General features: G+C 67.7%; 20 protein-coding genes and 2 pseudogenes. 13 read left to right on the forward strand and 9 right to left on the reverse strand.

Annotated features, from left to right (window positions below):
- Positions 1 to 527 (reverse strand): DUF6083 domain-containing protein (locus ACRWND_RS19780; RefSeq protein ID WP_431951165.1); only part of this gene is annotated, 527 nt, incomplete at its 3' end.
- Positions 528 to 627: 100 nt separating this feature from the next.
- Positions 628 to 1386: a GntR family transcriptional regulator gene (locus ACRWND_RS19785; RefSeq protein ID WP_431951167.1), complete on the reverse strand. Its 759-nt coding sequence runs from the start codon at positions 1384 to 1386 to the stop codon at positions 628 to 630.
- 178 nt (positions 1387 to 1564) lie between these two features.
- Here ACRWND_RS19785 and ACRWND_RS19790 point away from each other — a divergent pair, with 178 nt between their 5' ends.
- The 10 genes and pseudogenes from ACRWND_RS19790 (at position 1565) to ACRWND_RS19835 (ending at position 7774) form a co-directional block, all read left to right on the forward strand.
- Positions 1565 to 1894 (forward strand): hypothetical protein, encoded by a 330-nt coding sequence (locus ACRWND_RS19790; protein ID WP_431951169.1) that lies wholly within the window; start codon positions 1565 to 1567, stop codon positions 1892 to 1894.
- Positions 1895 to 1897: 3 nt separating this feature from the next.
- On the forward strand, positions 1898 to 3280 hold the full coding sequence (locus ACRWND_RS19795) for an FtsK/SpoIIIE domain-containing protein (RefSeq protein ID WP_431951171.1): 1383 nt from the start codon (positions 1898 to 1900) through the stop codon (positions 3278 to 3280).
- A gap of 81 nt (positions 3281 to 3361) precedes the next feature.
- Complete coding sequence (locus ACRWND_RS19800; RefSeq protein WP_431951173.1) at positions 3362 to 4042, forward strand: DUF2637 domain-containing protein; 681 nt, start codon at positions 3362 to 3364, stop codon at positions 4040 to 4042.
- A gap of 16 nt (positions 4043 to 4058) precedes the next feature.
- Entirely contained in the window at positions 4059 to 4238 is a 180-nt protein-coding gene (locus ACRWND_RS19805; protein ID WP_431951175.1) for a hypothetical protein, read from the forward strand.
- A 2-nt stretch (positions 4239 to 4240) separates the two neighbouring features.
- Positions 4241 to 4428, forward strand: a pseudogene (locus ACRWND_RS19810) (mobile element transfer protein).
- A 23-nt stretch (positions 4429 to 4451) separates the two neighbouring features.
- Entirely contained in the window at positions 4452 to 4721 is a 270-nt protein-coding gene (locus tag ACRWND_RS19815) for a hypothetical protein (protein WP_431951177.1), read from the forward strand.
- 95 nt (positions 4722 to 4816) lie between these two features.
- Complete coding sequence (locus tag ACRWND_RS19820) at positions 4817 to 4999, forward strand: hypothetical protein (protein WP_431951179.1); 183 nt, start codon at positions 4817 to 4819, stop codon at positions 4997 to 4999.
- 5 nt (positions 5000 to 5004) lie between these two features.
- Positions 5005 to 6405: a replication initiator protein RepSA gene (gene repSA / locus ACRWND_RS19825; protein WP_431951181.1), complete on the forward strand. Its 1401-nt coding sequence runs from the start codon at positions 5005 to 5007 to the stop codon at positions 6403 to 6405.
- Positions 6402 to 6614 (forward strand): excisionase family DNA-binding protein, encoded by a 213-nt coding sequence (locus ACRWND_RS19830; RefSeq protein WP_431951183.1) that lies wholly within the window; start codon positions 6402 to 6404, stop codon positions 6612 to 6614. Before repSA ends, ACRWND_RS19830 begins: the two co-directional genes overlap by 4 nt.
- A pseudogene (locus ACRWND_RS19835) lies at positions 6614 to 7774 on the forward strand (tyrosine-type recombinase/integrase). The gene ACRWND_RS19830 and the pseudogene ACRWND_RS19835 overlap by 1 nt, the downstream one beginning before the upstream one ends.
- A 368-nt stretch (positions 7775 to 8142) precedes the next feature.
- On the opposite strand, the gene ACRWND_RS19840 reads toward ACRWND_RS19835, so the two are convergent.
- From ACRWND_RS19840 to ACRWND_RS19870, 7 genes are all read right to left on the reverse strand, one after another.
- A complete protein-coding gene (locus ACRWND_RS19840; RefSeq protein ID WP_431951185.1) occupies positions 8143 to 9567 on the reverse strand; it encodes a hypothetical protein in 1425 nt (474 codons plus the stop codon).
- A 238-nt stretch (positions 9568 to 9805) separates the two neighbouring features.
- Positions 9806 to 11047, reverse strand: coding sequence for a hypothetical protein (locus tag ACRWND_RS19845; protein WP_431951187.1), 1242 nt, complete (start codon positions 11045 to 11047; stop codon positions 9806 to 9808).
- A 192-nt stretch (positions 11048 to 11239) separates the two neighbouring features.
- Complete coding sequence (locus tag ACRWND_RS19850; protein WP_431951189.1) at positions 11240 to 14506, reverse strand: type I restriction endonuclease subunit R; 3267 nt, start codon at positions 14504 to 14506, stop codon at positions 11240 to 11242.
- Complete coding sequence (locus ACRWND_RS19855) at positions 14503 to 15630, reverse strand: restriction endonuclease subunit S (RefSeq protein ID WP_431951191.1); 1128 nt, start codon at positions 15628 to 15630, stop codon at positions 14503 to 14505. Before ACRWND_RS19855 ends, ACRWND_RS19850 begins: the two co-directional genes overlap by 4 nt.
- A 54-nt stretch (positions 15631 to 15684) precedes the next feature.
- Entirely contained in the window at positions 15685 to 16764 is a 1080-nt protein-coding gene (locus ACRWND_RS19860; RefSeq protein ID WP_431951193.1) for a virulence RhuM family protein, read from the reverse strand.
- The gene (locus ACRWND_RS19865; RefSeq protein WP_431951195.1) at positions 16757 to 18379 is read right to left on the reverse strand and encodes a type I restriction-modification system subunit M; all 1623 of its coding nucleotides are present in this window, start codon (positions 18377 to 18379) and stop codon (positions 16757 to 16759) included. Before ACRWND_RS19865 ends, ACRWND_RS19860 begins: the two co-directional genes overlap by 8 nt.
- 17 nt (positions 18380 to 18396) lie before the next feature.
- On the reverse strand, positions 18397 to 20547 hold the full coding sequence (locus ACRWND_RS19870) for a hypothetical protein (protein WP_431951197.1): 2151 nt from the start codon (positions 20545 to 20547) through the stop codon (positions 18397 to 18399).
- Positions 20548 to 20866: 319 nt separating this feature from the next.
- Here ACRWND_RS19870 and ACRWND_RS19875 point away from each other — a divergent pair, with 319 nt between their 5' ends.
- The 3 genes from ACRWND_RS19875 to ACRWND_RS19885 all read left to right on the forward strand — a co-directional run bounded on the left by ACRWND_RS19875 (position 20867) and on the right by ACRWND_RS19885 (position 24693).
- Positions 20867 to 21490: a hypothetical protein gene (locus tag ACRWND_RS19875; RefSeq protein ID WP_431951199.1), complete on the forward strand. Its 624-nt coding sequence runs from the start codon at positions 20867 to 20869 to the stop codon at positions 21488 to 21490.
- A 363-nt stretch (positions 21491 to 21853) separates the two neighbouring features.
- On the forward strand, positions 21854 to 24319 hold the full coding sequence (locus ACRWND_RS19880; RefSeq protein WP_431951201.1) for an AAA family ATPase: 2466 nt from the start codon (positions 21854 to 21856) through the stop codon (positions 24317 to 24319).
- Positions 24319 to 24693: a hypothetical protein gene (locus ACRWND_RS19885; protein ID WP_431951203.1), complete on the forward strand. Its 375-nt coding sequence runs from the start codon at positions 24319 to 24321 to the stop codon at positions 24691 to 24693. The genes ACRWND_RS19880 and ACRWND_RS19885 overlap by 1 nt, the downstream gene beginning before the upstream one ends.

The following is a 24693-nucleotide window of genomic DNA, read 5'->3' on the forward strand; positions in this document are numbered from 1 at the left end:
TCGTCTTCTTCAGGCTCACGCTGGCGAGGCAACTGGTCGATGGCAAGCTCTCGCTCGACTTCTCTCATGGCGTCTGGGCTCGGGCAGAGAGCTCTGTGAGCGGGCGTGATCACTTCGTCTGGGGCCGGCTCGATGGCTCCGACCTTGACGGCGATGACGTCAGTGATGACGGTTGAAGACCTGGGGTGGACGCTCAGCAGGCGCCATCGGTAACGGCGCGGAACGTCCTTTGCTCTGACGTCGACGGTACTGAGATCAACCCAACGATCGTAGTTCGTAGGAGTACGCCGGACTTGCAGTCCGCATGCGCGACAGGTCGGCGGTTCGATCCACCGAGTGTCGTCCTGGTCCGGCTCTTCGAGAGGTGGAGCTGTAGCCCCCTCCGCTTCGGCGATCTCGTTCGCGTAGCGGTTCCAGCACGGCTCGCAGAGCACAGCCATCAGGTCAATACGCCCCCGCCTTAGCGCCAGATGGCTCGTGTCTCCGCATTGCTCACAGACATGCCGCTCAACGCCTGTAGACCCCATATGTCGGATTGTGAGCGAACTTGCTCATCCCGCAGTAGAGCGAGAACCCGCCTTTATAGACCCCCATTGAGCGAGTCGCGTGAGGCTGACGTGCCCGAAGCTACGCGCCGAACTCGTATTCGAGGATGTAGGCGGCAGAGTCCAGGGTCATCTCGTTGACCTCGACCGGGCGACCCCCGTCGGCGAAAGCCGTGCGGCAGATCAGGATGACGGGCATGCCCATCGACAGCCCGAGTCGGGCTGCCTCGTCTTGCGATGGCATCCGGGAGCGGATCTCCTCGCGGAAGTGCACGGGCTTGGAGCCGAGTTCGGCAAGGCGGGCGTAGGTTCCCCCGGGGCCGGTGTCTTCTTGGGTGATGGCTGACCCAGCCACGAGGTTCGCCGGCAGGTATGAGGTCGACAGGAGGACAGGCTTCCCGTCGAGTACGAAGCGGCGGCTGCGGACGCACACCGCATCCCCGGCGGGTACGTCGAGCACGCCGGCGATGTGTTCAGGGGCGGGTGCCTCGGTCACGGAGACCTGATCCACCACCAAGTTGCGGTCCGCGATGTCGGCCGACCAGATCGAGCGGCCTGATCCCCACTGCTCTTGCGCCAGTCGCTGAATGCCGCGGCGTCGCAGTGGCCGAAAGTCGCGTACGAAGACGCCTGCTCCCTTCCGGGACTCGGCGATGCCTTCGTTCTGCAGGACGCTCAGGGCCTGCCGTGCCGTCATGCGGGCTACGCCGTGGACGGTCATGAGCTCGTTTTCGCCTGGCAGGCGGTCACCAGGGCCGTACTCACCTGCCCGGATGGCGTCCTTCAGCGTGTCGGCGATCCGCTGGTACTTGGGGCGGCGGTCGGTGCCCTCGGTGGTCATGAGCGATCCCTCCTTCCTCTCTAGACAGCTTAGCGGCTAGGCGGTCAGGCGCCCCCTGCGAGATGAATCCAGCCAACATGTATAGAGAGGTTGACGTGTATAGAGATGTTGGCTTCACTGGAGACATCTCTAGACAGGTTGCTCGTCCGGAGCAGCCTCACGAGCAGGGAGACGCTTCATGCCGTCCTTCAAGATCGACGTTTCGACCGCGGTGACGTTCGTTGCGACCGCGCCTACCCCGAAGCTGGTGAACAAGCAGACCGGTGAGGTGGCGATCGACCGGGAGACCGGCGCGCAGATGATGACCATCGGTCTGCTGATCTCGGACGAGGGTGAGGGCAACCTGTACCAGGTGGCCGTGCCGGCGACCGGGGTGGACGAGACGCTGACGCCGGGCACGTTGGTGTCGGTGATCGGGCTGCGGGCCCGTGACTGGGAGAACACGTTCAACGGCCAGACCCGGCACGGGATCTCGTTCCGCGCAGTGGCTGTCACGGCGGTGGCCTGAGCCATGGTGGATCTGGCGACGCTGATCGAGATCGGCACCCCCCTGGCGGGTGCTGCTGGTGGCCTGGGCTACGCGAAGGTGAAGGCGCCGGGCGTGTACTGGTCGCTGGTGGGTCTGCCGGTCACGATGGGCCGGTTCCACTTCACCTATGCCTCCACGATGGACGTGTGCGGCCTGACGGTGGCCCCGTCCCGGCTGCGGGCGTTCATGGTCCGCAACGTCGCGCGCCGTGAGGTCCAGCCGGTCCCGCCGAAGATCCGCCGGGTCGCGGGGTCCGCCACCGGCTTACGCGTCCGCCTCCGGCTCCCCGCCGGCCTGGAACCCGATGACGTCGCCGCGGCCTCCAACAGGCTCAGGCACGCCTGGGGTGTCCACGCCGTGCACGTGGCGGAGATCAAGCCCGGCGTGGTGGAGCTGCGCATGACCGGCTACGACGTCCTGCGCACCGTGCGGATGCCGCGCCGCCTGCCGTCCGGCCCGATGGTGGTGCCCGTGGCGCTGCGGGAGGACGGGACCGCGTTCGTCCGCGACTACAGGGAGATCCCGCACGCCCTCACCTTGGGGGCGAATCAGTCGGGCAAGTCGATGTATCAGCGCAACCTGATCAAGCAACTCGCCAAACTGCCGGTGGCGCTGGTGGGGATCGACTGCAAGCGCGGGGTGGAACAGACCCCGTATGCGCCGCGCCTGTCGGCCCTGGCCACCGACCCGGACCAAGCCGCCGGCCTGCTGGACGCCTTGGTGGGGGAGATGGAGGCCCGCTTCGACCTGCTCAAGGAGTACCAGGGCACCGCGTTGTCCACACCGGATGAGGAGATCACGTCCGACATCTGGGGACTGCCGAAGAAGGTGCGGCCGGTCCCGATCGTCGTCCTCGTGGACGAGGTCGCTGAGCTGTTCTTGACGGCGACGAAGAAGGACGAGGAACGCCGGGACCGGATGGTGACCCAGTTGATCCGGCTCGCGCAGATGGCCCGCGCGGTCGGCATCTACCTGGAGATCTGCGGCCAGCGCTTCGGGGCCGAACTCGGCAAGGGCGCCACCATGCTCCGGGCCCAGCTCACCGGCCGTGTGGTCCACCGGGTCAACGACAAGCAGACCGCCGAAATGGGCCTCGGGGACATCTCACCCGAAGCCATGCACGCCGCAACCGCCATCGCCGCCGACCGCCCCGGGGTCGCGGTCGCGGGTGATGCCTCCGGTGGCTGGACCCACATCCGCACCCCGCTCACCTCGATCACCGACACCGCCGCGGTCTGCCGCGCGCACGCCGACCTGGTTCCCGACCTTCCCGCCCTGGCCCCGTTCCGGCCGCTGGTGCCGGTCGCCGACGAACCGTCCAAGGACACGGCTCCGCTGACCCGGCCCCGACCGGTCACCGAGTAACCCCGCACCCCCGCCCCACGGTCGGCGCGACCGCTTCGCGTCAGGTCCCTACTCCGCCCATCCCTGAAGGAGGTGATCCCCGTGGCCCGCTCCAACAGGTTCGACCCGGTGCTCATCCAGGCTGTGATCGCCGGTGCGCTGTCCTTCGCCCACCTGCACGACATCGCCGAAGCCGCCGGCCAGCACGACTGGAAAGCCTGGGCCTACCCCATCTCCGTCGACCTGCTGCTGGTCGCCGCCTGGCGCCGCATGCGCACCCTACGAGCCGCCGACCTCCCGGCCCGCGCCGCTTGGACCTGGTTCGTGATCGCCCTGGCCGCGTCCCTGGGCGCCAACGTCGCCACCGCCGGACTCCTCGACATGAACGCCGTCCCAACCTGGCTGCGCATCCTCGTCGCCGGATGGCCCGCCCTGGCCTTCCTCGGCGGCACCCTCCTCGCCCACACCCCCACCGCGGCACCCGAACCGGATGTTGAGCCGATTCCGGTACCCCAAGCGGCCCCGGTTTCCGAGCCGTCCGAGCACGTCACGGTCGAACGCGCCCCCGAGCACGCGCCCGAACTTCCCCCGTCTGCTGCGCCCGCTCCTGTATCGGCTCCGGTGTCGTCGCCGTCCGTGCCGCCTGCGCTCTTGGCACACGCCCGGAAGGTCGCCGACACCCACCACGCCACCACCGGCACGCCGATCGACGCCGCGACCCTACGCACCCGCCTCGGCGTCCCGCCGGCCCTGGCCGACGTCCTCGCCACCCAACTCACCTGAGAAGGAGGACACCGCAATGCGACCGCACATCCGCGCCGCCCTGGAACGCTCCGCCGAACTCACCCGGAACAACCGCCTCGTCGACGGCATGCGCATGGGCGAAGCCGCGATCAACCAGGCCACCGACGACGAACACCCCGAGATCCGGCAATGGCTCACCGACCACGCCGACGACTTCACCCGGCGGGAGGACTGACCATGCCGCGCCCGAACCGCTTCTTCAACGTGATCCGCATCGGCCCCGTCAAAGTCGGCACCTACCACGACGGCCGCGGACACACCCGCCACACCGCCGCCTGCACCGCCCCGGCTGCGGCTTCTCCACCGACTACCGCGACCGCTCCGGCGCCGAACTCGCCGCCCGCACCCACCGCTGCCAGCCCTAACCGGCGAAAGGAGACGACTCATCGTGCGCCACCCCGACGCGCAACTGAGGGCCAACCACCGCCCCTCCGAGCTGATCCCGCCCGGCGTCCACCCCGGACAGGCCGTGGTCATACAGGCCGCGCCACCCTCCTACGCCGGGAAGATCCTGCTCACCCTCGCGGCCAGTGCCGGCACCGCCCTGGTGATCGTGGTCCTGGCCCTCGCCTTCCAGACGATCGCCGCCGCAGCAGCCGCGGCCATCCCCACCGTGGGCGGGGCAAGCGTCACGCTCCGCCTCGCACGCAAGCGCTAACGGGCCCCCGGGGCGGCACTCAGCCACCAAGCATCGACCGCCCCGGACGCCCTGCTCCCTTCCAGACCCAACGGACCCGAAAGGACTGCCACATCATGCCCCAGCACGCCTCGAACCGGCCGGTCTGCCGCGACTGTGACGGCTTCCCCATCGTCGCCATCACCACCGGCACCCGCCTCCCGGACGGCACCCGCGCCACCCTCCGCGTCGCCTGCCCCGCCTGCCACGGCACCGGCCACACCACCCCCGCAGGCCTCCTGGCCCGGACCGGGAGGTGAGCGACTTGATCCACACCGCCGCCGCGGCGGGCCTGGACCCGGCCACCCTGCGCGATCTGCTGCGGGTGGCCGGGTCGGACGGCTTCGACCGCTGGCAAGACCAGATCCGCCGCACCGGCGGCTGCGCCGACCCCATCCACCTGACCGGCTACACCAAGACCCTCGACCGGGCCACCGGCACCGTCCTCCACACCTACTCCACCGACACCGAACCCGGCGGACGGCTCCGCGTCGCCTGCGGCAACCGCCGAGCTTCACGGTGCCCAGCCTGCGCCTGGACCTACGCCGGCGACACCTACCACCTCATCCGCGCCGGCCTCGTCGGCGACCCGGCCAAGGGCACCCCCGAGTCGGTTCGGGTGCACCCGAAGGTGTTCGCCACCCTCACCGCCCCGTCCTTCGGCTCCGTCCACAACCGCCCCGGCACCGCGGCCTGCCGCTGCGGCGTCCGCCACCTCGAGGACGACCAGGCGTTGGGCACGCCGCTCGATCCCGAGTCGTACGACTACGCGGGTGCGGTGCTGTGGAACAACCACGCCTCCGACCTGTGGCGCTACTTCACCATCTACCTCCGCCGCGAGATCGCCGCCCGCGCCGGCCTCACCCAGAAAGCCGCCCGCGGACAGTGCCGCGTCTCCTTCGGCAAGGTCGCCGAATACCAACGCCGCGGCGCCGTCCACTTCCACGCCGTCGTCCGCTTCGACGGCCCGGACGGACCCGACTCCCCGCCCCCACCGTGGGCGACCCTCGACCTGCTCACCGACGCCATTGGTGCCGCCGCCCACCGTGTGGCCGTGGCTGTCCCGGATGCCGGCGACTACCCGGCCCGCACGCTGGGTTGGGGCACTCAGCTCGACGTCCAGCCCATCCGGTCCGCCGACGCCACTACGGACGGGGAACTGACCGAACAGGCCGTCGCCTCCTACGTGGCCAAGTACGCCACCAAAGCCGCCGAAACGACCGGCACCGTCGACCGCCGCGTCGGCAACCGCGAAGCCCTCGAACTCCTCAGCGTCCCCCCGCACCCGCGCCGGCTCATCGAAGCCTGCTTCGACCTCCACAAGCTTTACCCCGACCGCAAGCTCCTCGACTGGGCCCACATGCTCGGCTTCCGCGGCCACTTCTCCACCAAATCCCGCCGCTACAGCACCACCCTCGGCGCCCTACGCCGGGTCCGCGCCGACTACCGCGCCACCCAACAACGCCACGCCCTCGGCCTACCCGACCCCGACGACTCCCCAGAGGCCACCACCCTCGTCCTCGCCCACTGGGCCTACGCCGGCCACGGCCACACCCCCGGCGAATCCGTCCTCGCCGCCACCATCCATCGCGACATCCAGACCAACCGCGAAACCGCCCGCGAAGCCCTGCAAGACCTCCGCGCCACGGAAGGAGACCTGTTGTGAGCGACGTTCTGCTGACCGTTGAGCAAGCCGCCGAACGCCTCGGTACGACCGCCCGCTTCCCTCGTCGGCTGATCGCCGAACGCCGCATTGCCTTCGTGAAAGTGGGCCGCCACGTGCGCATTCCGGCGGGTGCCCTGGCGGCCTACATCGAGAGCAACACTGTGCAGCCCCTTCGCCGGGTTCGCGCTCGTCAGGGGAGGGCCGCCTGATGGCCAACAGGAAGGGAAGGCGCCGTAGCTTCGGCGCGGTTCGAAAGCTGCCGTCGGGTCGCTATCAGGCGCGCTATCCGGGCCCGGACGGCGTCATGCGGCCTGCCCCTGACACCTTCGAGACGACGCGGGAAGCGGACGACTGGCTCGCGGAGAAGCAGACTGAGATCCGCCGTGGCGACTGGCGAGACCCGGACACGGGGGCGGTCAACTTCGGGGAGTACGCGTTCCGCTGGGTGAAGGAGCGTCGCCTCTCTCCGACCACCGATGAGCTGTACCGGCGTCTGCTCCGCCTGCACATCCTGCCCACCCTCGGGGACCTGGACCTCGATGAGATCACCGCCCCGCGCGTCCGGAGCTGGCGGTCCGAACGGCTCGACGTCACGGGGGCGGAAACCACGATCGCCAAGAGCTACCGGCTGCTCAAGGCCGTGATGGAGACCGCTGTAGAGGACGAACTGATCCGGCGGAACCCCTGCCGTATTCGGGGCGCCGGCAAGGAGTCCGCGGCTGAACGGCCCGTCGCCACCGTCGACCAGGTCGACGCGCTCGCTCAGGCACTCGGCCCGCGCTGGCGGTTGACGGTCTACCTCGCCGCCTACGGACCGCTCCGCCCGGAGGAGCAGGCGGAGCTCCGCCGCCGGGACGTCGACCTCGACACCCTGACGGTCCGGGTCCGGCAGGCCGCTCCCGAGCTGACGACCGGCAAGCGTGCCGCGGGACCCACCAAGTCCGAAGCGGGCAGGCGGCTTGTGGTCCTGCCGGCCTTCGTGCGTATCGAGCTGCGGCGGCATCTCGACTGGTACGCCGAGAAGGGCGCCGACGGGCTGCTGTTCGTAGGGGAGAAGGGCAAGCCGTTCCGCCGGTCCACGTTCGGGCGAAAGTGGCGGAAGGCCCGTACGACTGTCGGGCTGCCGGAGAGCTTTCGTTTCTACGATCTTCGTCACACCGGGCACACCCTGACGACACGCTCCGGCGCGACGCTCAAGGACACGATGGTGCGTGCGGGCCAGTCGACGGAGCGGGCCGCGCTGATCTATCAGCATTCGGATCTGGAGCGGTAGAGGGAGGTCGCGGCCGGCCTGGATCGCCTGGTCCGCGAGCGGCGTGCGGCGGCAGATGACATGGCATCTGGCACGGATCTGGCACGAGACGCTTGATCCGGTCTAGACAACAAAGAAGCCCCGGGCGGCTCGCCTGGGGCTTTCTGCTGGAGCGGGTGACGGGAATCGAACCCGCGCTCTGAGCTTGGGAATCAACGGCGCTCCGGAGTGTCGCAGCTCTCTGACCAGGGATTACTTGGGTCCATGAGTTGTACAGGAGCCGGTCTGGATTGACCGCTTCTGCCCCTGGTGTACCGCCCTGAAGGGCTGGCATGGGGCTGGCCGTCAGAGGGCGATAGCGGGGACAGCGGGTGGCGCGAGCCGGTACGACGGGGGACTTCCGTCCACAACCAGAGCGCTTGACGGCGACCGTCCACGAACCCCGGGGGTTGACAACCCGAACTGCAACCCTCTGGTGCACCCTCCTACCGCATGGGGCACGTGGGCGAGGGGCACTTGCTACCCGCAGCGAGCAGTCGGATCGCCAGCACCGAGCCGTCCCGGCGGATCGACACGGGGCCGCCCCAGGAATTGTCCCAGTCGACGCGGGCCAGATCTGACCTCCGGTTGTGCACGTCGGCTCGGTACTGCTCGACGTCGCCCTTCACCAGGTGTGCGAAAAGATCTTCCGCTACTCCCGAGAACGCCTCGACACGGGTTCTGTTCAGCCGGAAGACATGGTCGGTGCCGACGAACGGTCCACCCATGAGCTCGTGGTGAGCGTCGTGCACGCTGCCGACCGCCGCATCCGCGAACCCGCTGAAGCGCTCATTCCCCTGTCGTTTGGTGAGGTACTCAGCGGTGGTGTTGCCGTCGCCGGCGAAGGCGCTGAGTCCGGCGGCGGCAGTGCGGGCGACCACTTGCTGGAACCACCGGTAGTGCCCCTGTTGGACGTGGTAGCCCAGTTCAAGCTCCGAGGTCTTGGCGCCTTCGGCCGGAGGCTGGATACCCGGGAAGATGTTCTGTTCCTGAACCTGTTGGTTGAGGCCGGTGCCGGGAGCGGCCGTCGTGTTCCGGAGCCAACCCCCGGTCCCGGGTGCCTCCAGAGTATGGACCGTGAGCGGTCCGTCGACGGGGATCTCGGTGCTGAAGATCAGAGCGGGGGTCTCGTTCCACGCGCCGATGTGCACGGCTTCCACGTGAGCGGATGCTGATGCCAACTGCTCATGTGAGGTACTGGCGTTGCTGTGGTTGCCTTTGCAGGCGATCGGTATCACCCGGGACGTTTCCCCGGGCTTCCATACTTCGGCGAAGAATTGCGGGCGGTAGCGATAGCCAGAACGGTGGCCCTTGTCTCTGCTGGTGAGTGCCCAGCCCGCGCGCAGAGCGGTGTCCGCGGGAATGATGGAGACGGAGTGCTCCGGGTAGCGACGTCGGAGAAACCGCTCGGCGAGTATGAGACCGAAGCCGATGCCGAGCTCGTTCGACTGGAGGGCTTTGTAGTACTCCGCCGTCTCCTTGCCCTCGGTGGATAGGGCCAGGAACGAACCGACCTTGCCGGTCAGGGCTTGGTTGTACTTCAGGCAACCCCAGTGCTCGGCGAGGCCGCGTCCGGCGCCCTTGCGGGAAAGGGCCATGGAGCTACCGAGGACATGCAGCAGCTCCCAGGGTGTCAAATGGACCTGGCGTGCCAGATCGCTCTCCGGGATCGACGCGAGGACGGGTTTGCGACGGAGCTTCTCCGTCTCGCCCTTCTTCTGATTCTTGCCTTCTTGTTCCTTCTTCTGCTCTCGCGTCTCGTCGTCGGCTTTGGCGGCGGCATCTACGCGGCCCACCAGTGGGACGCCCGAATCGATTGAGATGTTGGATGGTTGGACCAGATCGCTCAGAACCTGCTCGGCCGACTTCAACCGGTTCCCCCTGACTGACACGAAATGGCAGACAGGGCTGAAGGTATGTGACGAACAGGCCGGGTCCGTAGGGCGCATCCGGGGCGCAGACGAGCATTCCGGTACTGGGGTTGCTCCGGGTGTGCATGGGGATCGGAGGAGGCCGCTGAGGCAACGGGCGGGAGAGGTTCGACTGAACCCTGACGAGGCACGCCCGAGGTCTCGTCCAAGAGAGGCCACGCAACTTGCCGCCGCTTCTTCAGCGCTCCTCGTCGTCCCCGCGCCGCCGGAGCGCTCGCTCGGCGATCCCGCTGGAGAGTTTGTCCGTTGCCGATTTGGCCCGGCCGAGAGTTCCGCTGCCGAGGCGCCGGGCAGCATCAACCCTTTCGGCACCCTTTTCGAGTACTTTATCCTTCACTTCCTCGGCCGCGTCCACCCATCGTCTCGCCTCCCATGACTGTCGCCCGCGCTCGATACCGAGCCGCCCGTGGAAGTCGACGACGCTGCTCTCGACGTGGTTGCTCGATGCCACCACATCCCTGGACGCGGTCGGGTGCAGTAGCACCTTCGCGTTGGCCGTGCCAGCAGCCGCGCTCAAGCGGGCCAGCAGACGCTCGGTACTCCGTGAGATGAGTTCCAACCGCCTCTTTCGGGCAACCCGAAGTCCAAGGCGATGCCTGTCGAGCTCGTCCGGAGCGGCGTCCAGCACCCGTTCGAGTTCGAGTACGGCGATCGCGTCCTGCAGTTGGAAGCAGCGAGCCAGAACGGCGAGCCACTCCTGGGTCGTGGACTCGGCTTCCTTGGACGCCTTGGCGAGATCACCGACCTTGGCCTTGCGCTCTATCTTCTCCGCAATGGCGTCAAGGCGGCGTAACGCGTAAGCCTGGGTACGCGTGATCGTCATCGATGTGGTCTGCACCTTGGACCAGGTGATCTCGGAGACGCGGCCCACCTGCTCTCGGATGGACATGGCCTCCTCGATCACGAGATCCACTCCGATCATGTCCGCCACCACGGCATCCGTCTGAGCCCTGAGCACGTCGTCGACCTTCTCGTCGATCCTCGCGAGATAGTCGGCGATTTCGTCCATCGTCTGCTGCATCGCGAGCTGTGCCATGATTCCCGCGGCGCCGGCGAGTAGTGCCGGGTTGGTCAGGATGGATCCGGGGGTCCTCGCGAATTCGACGAATCCCTTGATCTGCCCTTTGTTGCCCTTCAACACACCTGTGCTGAGACCCGACTTGGAGCTCTCCCTCAGCCCGTACTGGCTGACGCGCTGCGCGGACTCCTTGGTCAGCTTCACCCAGCGAGCGGAGTTGGCGGCCATTCCGGAACCTGCCTGTGCGACTTCAGCCGCGTTGCCGAGCGCGGGTCCGAGCCGTCGCAGTCCGAGGTCCTTCGAGGGCAGTCGCTCCGTCGCGAGGAAGCGATCGACCGCCGACTGGTTTCCCATTACGGTGAGGCCATCGCCGTCACTGATCAGCTGAACCTCGTCGTCCATGATCGGCTCCTTTATGTGTCGCAATCAACGTGAGGTTGGTCGGGGCGGGACGCAGATGGTGGCGCCGGTGCTTGGGCAGTTCGATGTCTGAAGATCGACGCTCGATGGAGTGCGAGTCCTACTGGGTCGGCCCGCGACGGCGCTGCTCCGAGGCCGGGCAATGCCACGTGACAGCGCCGAGCGGGCCAGTACTCATTCCCCGGTGGTGCCGTCCTGGGACCACTCGTTGGCGAAGTGCTCCATCTGCTTCAGGACCAGGTTGATGGCCTCGACTTCCTGGTCTGGCGGGTAGCCCCGGCGGGCGAGGAGTCGTTTGATGGCGCTGCGGAGGCGGGCGCGGACCGGTTCCCGGGCGATCCAGTCGGGTTTGAGCTTGCTGCGGACCTCGGCGACCAGTTCGCGTGCGATGCCTGCCAGCACCTCGTCGCCCATCAGCGAGCGTGCCGTGCCGTGGTCGGCCACCGCGTCGTAGAAGGCGAGCTCGCGCCAGTCCAGAGGTGGCTCGAACTTCTCGCCGCGGCGGGCGTCTTCCACGACCTCCTTGGCCATCTCGACGAGCTTGGCGATGAGCTCGGCGCTCGTGTACTGCTGCCGCATGTACCGCACCATGAGGTCCTGCAGCCGCTCGGAGAACGTGGTACGCCGAACGACGTTATGCCGCGTCACCTCCCGCATCTTCTTCTCGATGAGCCGACGCAGTGCCTCCGCCGCCAGGTGCGGTGTCTCGCTGTTCTGCAACTGGGCGACGAGGGCGTCGTTGAGGTGCGTGAGCTCGGCTGTCTCCAGGCCGGCCTCGGCGAACAGGTCCGTCACGCCGTCGGTCTCGACGATGGACGACGTCAGCTGCGCCAGATACAGCTCGATCTCGCGGCTCTGGCCCACGGGCAGCCCACGGGCTTCGCGGTCCATTGCGTCGAGCTTCGCCATATAGGCGCGAGCCTCGATGAAGAACTGGATGTCCCGTCGCCAGGCAGGATGGTCGGGGAACCTTTCGTGGATGGTCTGGGAGCTCGCGGACAGCGCGTAGAAGCGCTCCAGGCGGTTGGCGTGGTCGCGGAAGCGGCGGCCGAGCGTCTGGCGCGGGTCGTCGAGCTTCTCCGGGTCGTTGCCCGCTGTCTGCGGGTCACGGAGGTAGCTGGCTGTCTTCCTCGCCGCGTCGATGAACGCCGTCTTGGTCGGCTGAGCAAGCCTCGACTGCCAGTCGACGGGGCGCAGCATGTCGGTGAGGATGTCGTACTCGTTGCGCAGGTGGTCCAGTGCCCGGTCGAGGTCCTGGCCGAGAGTGCGGTCCTGCTGGTCGGCGTCGGTGTACTCGGCGATCGCTCGCTGGAGGTTCTCGGTGAGGGGCGCGTAGCCGACGAGGAGGCCGTCCTCTTTTTCGCGGAAGCGGCGGTTGACGCGGGCCAGGGCTTGCATCAGGTTGGCGCCCTTGAGCGGCCGGTCCAGGTACATCGTGTGGATCGGCGGGGCGTCAAAGCCGGTGAGGAGCATGTTGTTGACGATGAGCAGTTCCAGCGCGTCGTCGGGGTCCTTGGCGCGGTTGATCACCGCCTTGCGCCTGCTGTCGCTCAGTACGTGGGCGAGCAGGTGCGGCTCGTCCTTGCGGGAGTTAGTCGAGAAGACGATCTTCATGGCGCCCTTGTCGACCTCTTCGCTGTGCCACTCGGGCCGCAGCTCTCGAAGCGCGTTGTAGACACTGACGCAGATCTCGCGGGTCGCGCAGACGATCATCGCCTTGCCGGCCGAGCCGCCCGACTCGGAGACGCCGACGAAGCGCTTCATCCGTTCGCGCCGTGCCTCCCAATGCTCCACCAGGTCTTGGGCGAGGTCCCGTATGCGGGCGGGCGCACCATACATCGCGTTCATGGTGGTGACGGCCTGCTCGACGCGGCGGCGCTCGGTGTCGTCGAGGCCGTCGGTGATGCGGTCGGCCTCTTCGTCGATCTTCGTCGGGTCGACATCGTCGTCCAGGACGAGTTGGATGGTCCGGCCTTCGTGGTAGACCTTCACGGTCGCGCCGTCGTCAGCCGCCCGCTTGAGGTCGTACACGTCGATGTAGTCGCCGAAGACCTCGCGGGTGTTGCGGTCCGCCTCGGAGATCGGGGTGCCGGTGAAGGCGAGGAGCGTGGCGTGCGGCAGTGCGTCGCGCAGGTGGCGGGCGTAGCCGTCGAGGGAGTCGTAGTGGCTGCGGTGCGCCTCGTCCACGACGACCACGATGTTGCGGCGGTCCGAGAGCAGCGGATGGTCGGCGCCGGACTCCTTCTCCTCCTTGGTCTTACCGAACTTCTGGAGGGTGGTGAAGAGGATGCCCCCGACGCGCTTGGCGGCAAGCTCTTCGCGTAGTTCGGCGCGGGTGAGGATCTGCTTCGGCGCCTCCGGGAGGATCTCGCTCTCCTGGAACGTCGAGTAGAGCTGATCGTCGAGGTCGGTGCGGTCCGTGATCACGACGACAGTCGGGTTCAGCAGCGCCGGGTTACGCATCACCATCGTGGTGGTGAGGACCATCTCCTCCGACTTGCCGGAGCCCTGCGTGTGCCAGACGACGCCGGCCTTCCCGTCGCTCGCGGCGGCCTCCCGCACGGCTTCGGAGGCTCGGGTCACCGCGTGGTACTGGTGCGGTTTCGCGATGCGCTTCATCCGCTTCGACGGGACGAAGTTGATGAACGACTGGAGCAGGGAGAGGAACCGGGGCTGCGTGAACAGGCCATGCAGCGCCAGGTTCTGACCCGAGTCCCATATCCCGTCGGCGTCGAGCGGGTCGACCCTGGCCCCGAACTCGTCCGTGTTCCACGGCGCGAAGTGCTCGTACGGGGTGAAGGGGGTGCCGTATTTCGCCGCGATGCCGTCGGACAGTAAGACGACGGCGTTGTAGCGGAAGGCGGTCGGAAACTCCTCGACGTAGCGCGCCACCTGGGAGTGCGCGTCCTGCAGGGTGGCGTCCTCGTCCCCGGCGCGCTTCAGCTCCAGGACTGCGAGAGGCAGGCCGTTGACGTAGAGGACGATGTCGAAGCGGCGGTTCTTCTCGCCGTCGATGACGGTGACCTGGTTGAGGGCGCGGTACGTGTTCGCGTCCGGGTTCGCCAGGTCGACGAGGCGGACTGTGGGGTTGTGCTCGGCTCCGAAAGCGTCGGTGTAGGTGACGGAGCGGATGCCGGCCGTCAGGTACGCGTGCGCGGTGCGGTTCTCTTCGTACGTGTCCTGAGAGGCTGGGGACGCCGCGACGGCGACGGCGTCGCGGACGGCGTCCGGGGGCAGCTCGGGGTTCAGCCGCTCGACGGCCTCGCGGAGGTCGGGGTAGAGGATCAGGTCGTCCCACGACTTGCGGTGCCCGGAGCCGGGCGCGAACTTGTTGCCGGGTCCGTGCTGCCAGGCGAGCTCGGCAAGCTCGTCGAGGGCGAGCTGCTCCCAGTCGGACTCGAAGGGGCGGTGGTGCTCGTTGCCGTCGTCGGGGTGCGTCATACGTGGTCCTCGACAATCTTCTCGGCGTCTTTGACGCGGAGTCGGCCGGACATGAGCTGGGGGAGGAGGGTGTCGCGGAGGGCAGTGAGGTTCCGGGACTCACCCTGGAGCGACTTCATGTGGGCGAACGCCACCGCAGCTTCCTTGCCGAAGGCCACTACGGCATCGCTGTCCGGTTGATTCACGAAGTAATTCGCTGCATCAGCAGCGCTCACGCGCTGACGTCCGGACGTTCCGACCATGTTGCGAATTGCGTGCTCACGGAACCGACTATCACGTGCCAGGAAATAACTCAGTTCCAAGGGCATTCCGGCAATGGATCGAATGACAATAAACTCAGTGGATCCGAGGCCAATCTCACCCTCTTGCATGAAATCGACGTACCCGGTTTTTCCGTTCTCTAGGCACGGCGTGATACGTGCCAAGAGTGTGTCACCGTTCGTGAATCGGGGGCCGGACTTGGGTGCTCGGTGGGTCCAAGAGGGAATGCTGGCACGGTTGGTCTGCAGCGCCGCCATGTCGACATAGACGGGTTCGTCGGCGGTGGGCTTGGTGAGCTTGCGATTGAAGGAGACGAGGTCGGTGACAGGGACCGCGATGGCGTCATCTGGTTCGTCAGACAGGCCAAGTTGTGTGTACTTGCACTGAAGCAGCTCCTCATAGGTAGCCGCGATGCGCTCGTTGACGGCGATCTTGTCATCCAGCGCCCCGAGTACAGTCGCGATTGCACGCTGCTCGCCTGGATGGGGCAGGTGGATCGGAATCTGCGTGATGTAATTCCGATTGAGCATTGGTTGGGCAGCGCCGGAGTTATATCCAGAGAAATCGATCTGGTCGAGTAGATAATATGCGAAGCGTGGATCATTGCCCATGAAGTCGGTGACGTACAGAGACGTATTCAGAGGCCAGAAATCCACATCGCAATATGTGGCGTGGCCCATCGAAGCGCCAGCGCGCCCGACCACGACTCCCGGCGCTTTAGCTATGGCTGTGTCATGCACACCGCTTGGCCCTGCCGCTCCAACTACGGGTACCTTTCCCAAGCGGCGTTGTCCCGTGGGGAGATCGTGCCCTCGCTGCAACCTGACCAACTGATCCAGAGTAGTTGCGCGCCATTCAGACATCGATCCTCCCCAGCTGCTCCCGCACCGCCTTCTTCAGCCCCGCTGACTGCCTACTCACCGCTCCCCCTCCAGTTCCTCCGCCGCCGTCGAAAGCTCGTTCAACGCGTCCCATTTGCCCTCCGCTTGTGCCAGCTCTCGCATCTCCCGCTCTGCCTCCTCATCCGCCCGCAGCACCTCCAGAGCGCGCCGCTGGACGTCGAATGCCTCGTAGCGCTCGGCGGACGCCGCGGCGGCTGCCGCGTGGGTGGCCCTGCCCGGTCCGGGGAGGACCGGCAGGTCGTTCATCTCGATGAACCGGGCCGTCGCGGTGCCCCATTCCGCCATGGTGATCTGCTGCCGCCGTCGGGCGCGGAGTTCCGCAAAGTCGAGGAATTGTGTCGTCAGCAGGTTCAACGTGCCGATCTCCTCAGATGTGAGGTAGTTCTTCGCGACACTGACGTCCACCTTGCGGACCCGGCTGCCCTTCCAGGAGGTTAGGCCCATGTTGGGCTGTGCCGGGTCGCAGCGGGCGAGGATCAGCTCTGCGGCGGTCTGGCGCGTCGCCGCGTAGAGCAGCTTGTTCTGGATCGTGGCGTAGAATGTCCGGGCCGTTTCGCTGTCGGGTCGGTAGTCCGCGCTGGTCGCCGCGAAGACGTCCCGCACCTTCTGGTAGAACCGCTTCTCCGAGGCACGGATCTCGCGGATCCGTTCCAGTAGCTCGTCGAAGTAGTCGAAGCCCTCGGAACCGGGGTTCTTCAGGCGCTCGTCGTTGAGAGCGAACCCCTTGACCAAATACTCACGCAGCGTGGTTGTCGCCCACTGGCGGAACTGAATGCCGCGCGGGGACCGCACGCGGTACCCCACTGCGAGGATCATGTCGAGGTTGTAGACGAGTACGTCGCGCCGAACCTGACGCGAACCCTCCTGGCGAACCATTTCCGTAGAGGAAATAGTTGCCTCCGTGAGTTCTCCGTCTTCCAGGATCTGACCGATCCGCTTGTTGATGTTGGGGATGCCCGTGTCGAACAGCTCGGCCATCTCGGCCTGCGTCAGCCACACCGTGTCGCCGGCGGCACGCATCTGGATCTGGCTGCGGCCGTCCTCCGTGCGGTAAAGAACCAGTTCCCCGGCGTTCCCGGAAGAGTACTCAGACATCGACCCTCCCCAACTGCTTCCGCACCGTCTTCTCCAGCTCCGCCGACCGCTCGAACAACCTGTACAGCTCTTCCGTCAGCGAGGCGATCCGCGTCGCCACCGCCTCCGCGTCCTCTTCCTCCGCCTCGACGGCCCCGACATACCGTCCCGGCGTCAGCACGTACCCGTGCTCCCGGACTGTGGCCAGGTCGGCAGAGAAGCAGAACCCTGGCTCGTTCGCATACGTCACCCCAGCCTCACGCGCCGAAGCGGTGCCCCGCCATGCGTGATACGTGCCCGCGATCCTCGCGAGGTCAGCGTCCGTCAGCACGCGCTCCGTGCGGTCGACCATCTCGCCCATGTTCCGGGCGTCGATGAACAAAATCTCGCCACGCCGGTCGTCCAGCCGCCGGGCGCCCTGCGGGGTCTTGTCCTTGGCGAGGAACCACAAGCAGGCCGGGATCTGCGTCGTCCGGAACAGCTGCGACGGCATCGCGACCATGCACGCCACCAGGTCCGCCTCGACCAGTGCCTGCCGGATCTCGCCCTCACCGCTCGACTGGGAGCTCATGGAGCCATTAGCCAGGACGACGCCGGCCGTGCCCCGCTCGCCCAGCTTGGAGATCATGTGCTGGAGCCAGGCGTAGTTGGCGTTGTTCCTCGGCGGCACCCCGTACTTCCACCTCGGGTCGCCCTCGTCCCTCGCCCAGTCCTTGATGTTGAACGGGGGGTTTGCCATGACGAAGTCGGCCTTGAGGTCCGGGTGCTTGTCCTCGGCGAACGTGTCGCCCCAGCGCGGAGCGAGGTTGCCGTCGATGCCGTGGATCGCGAGGTTCATCTTGCCCAGGCGCCAGGTGCGTTCGTTGAGCTCTTGGCCGTAGACCGAGAGGTCGGCCTTGTGGCCGCGGCCCCGGTGGGCCTCGATGAACTTGGCGGCTTGGACGAACATGCCGCCCGAGCCGCATGCCGGGTCGTAGACGCGTCCCTCGTACGGTTCCAGGACTTCCACGATGAGCCGGACGACGCTAGCGGGCGTGTAGAACTCACCGCCCCGCTTGCCTTCCGCCCGTGCGAAGTTGCCGAGGAAGTACTCGTACACCTCGCCCAGCACGTCCTGCGCGGGCTTGTCCTCGCTGCCGCCGAAGCGGGCGTCGCTGATCAGGTCGACGAGTTCGCCGAGGCGCTTCTGGTCGACGTTGTCGCGGTTGAAGATCTTCGGGAGTACGCCGGTCAGCGCAGCGTTCTCGCGCATGATCGCGTCCATGGCGTCGTCCAGCAGCTTGCCGACGCCCTGACTCTTGCCGTTCGCGGCGATCCACGACCAGCGGGCGGTCTCCGGCACCCAGAAGACGTGCGCGCCGGTGTATTCGTCGCGGTCCTCCAGGAAGTCGTCGAGGCGGTCCTCGGCGATGCCGTCCTCGGTGAGCTCCTTCGCCAGCTCGGCGCGGCGCTCCTCGAAAGCGTCGGAGACGTACTTCAGGAAGATCAGGCCGAGGACGAACTCCTTGTACTGCGCGGCGTCGATGGAGCCGCGGAGCTTGTCCGCGGCCTTCCAGAGGATGGCCTGGATCTCCTTGGCGCTGGAGGCGCTGAACAGCTCCGCCTGGTCGGCGGGCTTCTTCTGGCCGGGAATCATGGGGTGGTGCGTCTCCTTCAGGCGCCGGTGCGGGCGTCAATCTCGGTGCTGGTGTCGGCTTCGGGAAGGTGTTGGAAGGTGAGGGTTCCGTCGGCGACGCCGGCGGCCGTGATCCGGGCCAGGTCGTCGAGGGCGGCGGTCTGTTCGCGCAGGAGTGCGGCGCGGGTTTCGATCTCGGCGAGCACGGCGTCGTACCGCTCGGCATCGGCGCGGCTCAGGTCGGGTATGGCGAGGTCCTCGATGCTGCGGGAGGCCCGGACCGCGCCGCTGGTGCGCCCTTGATCGGCGGATGCGGCATGCAGCAGCGCTGCCAGTACGCGGGGCAGGACCGGAGGATCGGCGTCGGGGCGGACGCGCAGGATCCGGGCGGGCGCGGCGACGACGGACATGCCCTCCGCATCGACGTGAACGCCGAAGCGCGGGCTGGCGGTGACGACGATGTCGCCGGGCTCGGTGAACTGGGCGTGTTCGTACGCCGTGAGCAGTACACCGCGGTCGATGCGACGGTCGCCGAAGCGTGTGGTGCCGAGGATTTCCTCCGGGGCGAGCACGGGGTAGTGGCCGTGGATGGTGAGGTGTTCGGGGGCGATCCGATGGCCGGGGCGGCGGCGTAGGCGGCGCTCGTCGAGGAGCCTGCGGACCGTGGTGTGCCGTACCGGCTGTTCCTCCGGGCGCAGTATGGCTTGGATGCGCAGGGCTGCCCGCAGGTCTGCCTGGTGGCGGGCATGTTCACGGAGGTCCGTCAGGCGTTGTTCCAGTTCGCTGATGCGGGCCGGGCGTTCGAGGACGGTTCGGGTGTAGCGGGCCTCGGGTGGGCGCTGGTGCGGGGTGAAGGCGGCGCCGGGCCGGTCGTCGAGTTCCTTCACGGGAACGATGACCGCGTGGCGGGGCTGGTGCCGGGAATCCCTGCGCCAGCCGGAGGCGCGCCAGATGGCGATGTCTTCGGTGAGCGTGTCGAGGACCGGTTCGGTGAGGGGCTGCGCCGAGAAGTCGGAGAGGTGTACGAGACCTGTGCGCTGTGCATCCGGCGTGCGGGCCAGCACCCAGACCGCCGTGCGGTAGCCGGGGCGGTAGGGATAGGCGCCTTCGGGGAGGCTGATCGCGGCCTTGAGTAAACCGCTGCGGAGGAAGGAACGGCGCAGGCGGTCGGCGTCACCGTGCCGGGGGAGCGGGCGGACCAAGACGTCGGCGGGACCGAGGACGATGGCGGACGAGCCGGAGTCGAGGTAGTCGGTGAGGCTTTGCACCCGCTCCAGGACGGATCGCGCGCTGCGGGTCTCCCCGGCCTCGTACGGTAGGGCGCAGACGAGGAGATTCGGATATCCCCAGTCGTCGGCCGTGAGGTCCTCGCCGTGCGTGACGTCGAGCTGAAACTCGTTCACTCCACGTACCAGCATCCGGCGCCGGATGAGTCGTACGCGGGTGGCGTCGTGGTCGGTGGCGAGGTAGGTGTGGCCGGAGTCCTCCCGCGCTCCAGTGTGCAGGGCGGCGAGGAGATCACCGGACTGGGCATACGGGGTGGCGACGACGGATTCCTCGCCGAGGACGTCGACGCCGGACAGGGCCGCGAGGGCGCGGATCACCGCGGGTGTGGGTTCGTCGGCGGCCAGGTCGTGGGAGCCGAGTCTGCGGCGGGCTTCCAGCGTCCAGTCGAACGCCTCGGCAGGGGTGTAGGCGGCCTCGGTGAGCTCGTCGGCCAGCGCGGCCAGCGCGCTCCCGTTCCGCTCAGGATCGGGTACGGTCCGAAGCTCGGACAGCAGGAATGTGTCGTCGGAGTCGAGGCGGGTGGCCTTGCCGAGAACTTCGTCCCAGCCGTGCCCCGAGACTTCGGTGTCGAGCTGTTGACGCAGGCAGATGAGCGCCGTCAGGGCACCCACCAGTGTTGATGCGGGAAGTTCGGGTGTCCGCCAGGCCGCCAGGGTGTGCAGGGCCAACTCCGCCCGCAGACGGCGTGGTTCAGCGTTGCCCCGGCCCGTTGCCGTGAGCCACTCCACGACATCCCGGGCGTCGAACACCGCGCGGCCGTCCTCAACAGTGAGCGGCGCGGGGAAGTCCGGGTGCCGGCGGCTCCACGTCGTGGGGACGGGCCGCCGCACCTGTGCGAGGGCCGCGATTTCGGCGTAGGTGATACGCCAGGCACGTGCCCCGGGCAGGATGGGACGAGTCACGCTCCGCTCTGTGCTCATCGGTGATCGGTCCCCCTTCCTCCACTGGCGAGCCGCTGCTCGTACCCGGCCGGAGCAGGCTGCTCCCGGACGGGTGGCAGAACTGTACAGCTGTGATGCCTCTCAGGATCCGCTCGGTGTGATAACCGGGGTTATCGCCTCCCGCTTCTCTCTGTGAGGGTGCCGTCGGGCACCTTTGGCACCCGCTTGCCGTACCGGCGTACCACGCGACGGTCCCGAGGCCAGCCCGTCGATGTGGGCCGCGTCGGAAGCAGGCGGTGCCGCGGATGCCGTGTCCGCGGCCCAAGGGGAGGGAACCTCGATGACCGCCAACAACCCTCAGCAGCCGCAGCAGCCCGGATGGGGTGGGCAGCAGCCCGGCTTTCCGCAGCAGCCCGTGCCTCCGCAGTTCACTCCGCAGTTCGCGGATCCGGGGAAGAAGAGGTCCAAGGCCAAACTGGGATGCCTCGGGTGCGGCGGTGTCCTGGCCGCCGTGATCGTCATCGGCGCCATCGCTGCTGTGGCGGGCTCCGGTTCCGGTGGCTCGGTCTCCGACAGCGCTTCCTCCAGCAGCGCTTCCTCCGGCAGCGCCCCGGCGACCACCTCGTCCTCTGCGTCGGCGAACCCCGGCAAAGCCGCCCCGCCCCGGCTGTCCACGGTTGACGCGTTCAAGGCGTACGCGAAGGCGCACGAGTCCGCGAAGACACGCGAAGCCGCCGCACACGTCACGAAGATCCAGGGTGCCGACGTGAACAACGACATTCTGGACTCGGCCGATATCTACACCAACTACACCGGTGGACTGACCAGCGCGGACACCGGCAGCGCCAAACTCCTCGCCTCCGCGTTCGCGGACTTCCAGTCCAGCCGGGGAAAGGCCAGCAAGAACGGCCTGGTCACCGTGTACGGCGCCGACGGAGACATCCTCGGCAACGGGAACTACTGACCCCCTGCCCGCCCCGTCCCGGTGCCGCGCCACCTAACGAACTGCATGGCGCCGGGACAGGGTGGGAAGGGCCTTCGGGCCGACGCTCAAGTGGGCGCCGCCCCCTACGTCGAGCGATGATCCGCTGCTGCTCCGGGCCGGCGCACCGCACGCTGCCCGACGCCATCCTGCGGGTCACGCAAAGAAGCAATCATTTCTCTTCTGATGGTTGATAACCAGGGTTATCAACTTGCGAGCAGGTCAAGGCACTTCACTCGCTCTACCTTCCGTGGTGTCGGCGAAACAGGCACGGGAGCCATCAACTCCCCGACCGAGCCGGTGTCCCATCCGTTCGCACCCAGCCGGAATCCCGGGAGGCACCTCATGACCGAATCCGAAAACGAACAGCCCCAGCAGGACGCCCAGCACGACCACCGTCCTGGTCGGCCGGTTGCCGACGGCCAGGCTCTGTCTCTCGCCGAGACGGTGGCGGCCCGCCTGGCTGAAGCAAAGCTCGGCGAATCCGTGAAGACGCTCCTCAAGGAGGCGCTGGGCGACGCCGAGCCGTCCGGGGCGCCTTCGGTCCGCCGTGTCTACCTCGACTCGGTCGCTGTCACCGGATTCCGCGGGATCGGGCCCAAGGCTTGGCTGACACTCAATCCTCGCCCTGGCGTGACGCTCGTGGTCGGCCGCAACGGTTCCGGCAAGTCCAGCATCGCCGAAGGTGTGGAGTCGGCGTTCACGGGCACGAACATGCGCTGGCAGGGACAGGACGCGACGCGGAGCAGCAACTGGCGCAACCTGCATGACGGCGCCAAGCCGGTGATCGAGGTCAAGCTCGCCGTCGAGGGGGACACGGGCAGAAGCACCCTGACCCGCGCCTGGAAGTCCGAGGGCTTCGCCGACTCCGAGGGGGAGTTCAGGCGGCCCGGCCACGGCTGCGTTCCCGCTGATCGTGCCCCTTGGCTGCAGGCCCTGACGGACTACCGGCCGTTCCTGTCGTACGCCGATCTCGACCGCATGCTCAGCGGAAAGCCGTCGCAGATGTACGACGCGATCGCTTCGATCCTGGGCCTGGGCCACTTGAGCGCCGCCGACAACCGCCTCCAGAAGGAGGAGAAGGAACTGGGCGACGCGGCCAAGGCCGTGAAGAGCCAGCTGCCTGAGATCAAGCAGGCGCTCTACGCCCTGGAGGACGACGACCGCGCCGTTCAGGCTCTGCTTGCCGTCGACGAGGCAACGTACGACTTCGAGACGCTCGACGGGCTGGTGGCCGGCCTGCCGACCACCGATGAGGGCCTCATCGCCGAACTGCGCGCTGCCGTAGACATGCGGGGACCCGACATGACGCAGGTCCATCCCGCGGTCGAACGGCTGCGCCTCGCGCTCGCCGAGAGCGAGGACGTCCGCGCCACCGGCGCCGAGGACGCCCTCCAGCGCGCCGACCTCCTGACCAAGGCGCTGGACCACGCCACCCGTCACCCCGACGAGGAGTTCTGCCCGGTGTGCGGATCCGGAGGGGTCCTCGACGACGCCTGGGCGGAGAGTGCCACCGCCCAGATCGCCGTACTGCGGGACGAGGCGCAGGCCGCTGAGGACGCTCGCCGAGAACTTCGGTCAGCGGTACGGGAGGTGCACAACCTGATCGAGAAGCCCCAGCGGATTCCCGCCGCCCTCGCCGACCCGTGGAGCGCGTGGCTCGCCTGCCGGACCGTCAGTGACCCGGCTGAGCTCGCCCGCCGGGCCGGTGAGACTGCCGCGACCCTGGCCGACGCGTGCGCCTCGGTGAAGGAGTACTCGGCGAAGGAACTGGAGCAGCGCGACGAGCGGTGGCGCCGGCTCGTCTCCGACCTCGCGAGCTGGACCAAGGCGGCGCGCGCCACGGAAGGGAGCAAGGAGCGTCTGGCCGACATCAAGAAGGCCCGTAGCTGGATCAAGAAGCTCTCCACCGAGCTGCGGGAACGGCGTATGGAAGGCTTCGCCGAGCAGTCACAGAGGATCTGGGAACGGCTCCGCCAGGAGAGCAGCATCGACCTGAAGTCCGTGAACCTGCAGGGCAGTGAGAAGGCCGTGGTCCGCAAGCTCGTCATGGACGTCTCCGTAGACGGCAAGGAGGCGTCGGCGCTCAGCGTCATGAGCCAGGGCGAGCAGCACTCCCTCGCGCTGTCGCTGTTCCTGCCCCGCGCCACCACGGCGGACAGTCCGTTCGGGTTCGTCGTTATCGACGACCCCGTCCAGTCCATGGACCCCGCGAAGGTGCACGGACTCGCTCAGGTCCTGCACGACCTGGGCGAGCACCGGCAGGTCGTCGTGTTCACCCACGACACCAGGCTCCAGAGGGCGTTCGCGAGCCAGGAGCTGCCGGTCACGGTGTTCGAGGTGGAGCGTGACAAGCACTCCAAGGTGAAGGTCAAGCCGGTGACCGACCCGGTCAAGCAGGCGCTCAAGGATGCACGTGCCCTCGCCAGTACCAAGGACTTGCCCGTGACGGCACAGAGTCATGTGCTGCCGAGCCTGTGCCGTATCGCGTTGGAGAACGCCTTCGTCGAGGCCGCCTGGATCCGGCACTACCGCTCCGGCGGCTCGGAACAGGAGCTGCAGGCAGCCATCACCGACTCGGACAGGCTCTTGAAGGTCGCGGCCGTGGCGCTGCTCGGGCACGCCACGGAAACCGAGGATGACGTTTTCCGGGCCCTCGCGGTGCTCTGCGGACCGCGCGCCGAGGGATTCCTCAAGCAGTGCCAGCGTGGGGCGCACCCCGCCGGCGCGCGGATCACCGACCCTCACCGGTTCGTGGACGAGATCGAAGCCATCGTGGCGAAGGTGCGCAAGCCGGAGGTGACCGCGTGATGTCCGCTCCCGCCCCTACTTCGGTCGAAGAGCTCCTCCTCACAGCCGACCAGCTGCTCGAAGGGCGCAGCGGGGCAACACCTGCCGGCCGCCACCGGGGCGCGGCCGTCGCGCTGCGCACCGCCCTGGAGATCGCCGTTGACCGCACCCTCGACTCGGCCATGGCGGGACTCGCCCGCACCAAGAGCACGCGGGCCAAGATGCTCTGCCTGCGCTACTGCACCACGGAGGAGACCGCACGCCGGGCCAAGGCCCTCTGGTCCCACCTCTGTCTGGCATGCCACTACCACCAGTACGAGATCGGCCCCACTCGCGACCAGGTTCGCACCTGGCGGGCGGAGGTCGGCGAGCTGGCCGAGGAATTGACTCCCTGA

The organism is Actinacidiphila sp. bgisy167 (assembly GCF_965342175.1).
Taxonomy (GTDB): domain Bacteria; phylum Actinomycetota; class Actinomycetes; order Streptomycetales; family Streptomycetaceae; genus Actinacidiphila.

What these genes read in the sequence shown, in the direction of transcription:
- ACRWND_RS19785 (WP_431951167.1), bottom strand. Translation starts at nt 1,386, where the DNA reads ATGACCACCGAGGGCACCGACCGCCGCCCCAAGTACCAGCGGATCGCC.
- ACRWND_RS19790 (WP_431951169.1), top strand. Translation starts at nt 1,565, where the DNA reads ATGCCGTCCTTCAAGATCGACGTTTCGACCGCGGTGACGTTCGTTGCG.
- ACRWND_RS19795 (WP_431951171.1), top strand. Translation starts at nt 1,898, where the DNA reads ATGGTGGATCTGGCGACGCTGATCGAGATCGGCACCCCCCTGGCGGGT.
- ACRWND_RS19805 (WP_431951175.1), top strand. Translation starts at nt 4,059, where the DNA reads ATGCGACCGCACATCCGCGCCGCCCTGGAACGCTCCGCCGAACTCACC.
- ACRWND_RS19820 (WP_431951179.1), top strand. Translation starts at nt 4,817, where the DNA reads ATGCCCCAGCACGCCTCGAACCGGCCGGTCTGCCGCGACTGTGACGGC.
- ACRWND_RS19845 (WP_431951187.1), bottom strand. Translation starts at nt 11,047, where the DNA reads ATGGACGACGAGGTTCAGCTGATCAGTGACGGCGATGGCCTCACCGTA.
- ACRWND_RS19850 (WP_431951189.1), bottom strand. Translation starts at nt 14,506, where the DNA reads ATGACGCACCCCGACGACGGCAACGAGCACCACCGCCCCTTCGAGTCC.
- ACRWND_RS19855 (WP_431951191.1), bottom strand. Translation starts at nt 15,630, where the DNA reads ATGTCTGAATGGCGCGCAACTACTCTGGATCAGTTGGTCAGGTTGCAG.
- ACRWND_RS19860 (WP_431951193.1), bottom strand. Translation starts at nt 16,764, where the DNA reads ATGTCTGAGTACTCTTCCGGGAACGCCGGGGAACTGGTTCTTTACCGC.
- ACRWND_RS19865 (WP_431951195.1), bottom strand. Translation starts at nt 18,379, where the DNA reads ATGATTCCCGGCCAGAAGAAGCCCGCCGACCAGGCGGAGCTGTTCAGC.
- ACRWND_RS19875 (WP_431951199.1), top strand. Translation starts at nt 20,867, where the DNA reads ATGACCGCCAACAACCCTCAGCAGCCGCAGCAGCCCGGATGGGGTGGG.
- ACRWND_RS19880 (WP_431951201.1), top strand. Translation starts at nt 21,854, where the DNA reads ATGACCGAATCCGAAAACGAACAGCCCCAGCAGGACGCCCAGCACGAC.
- ACRWND_RS19885 (WP_431951203.1), top strand. Translation starts at nt 24,319, where the DNA reads ATGTCCGCTCCCGCCCCTACTTCGGTCGAAGAGCTCCTCCTCACAGCC.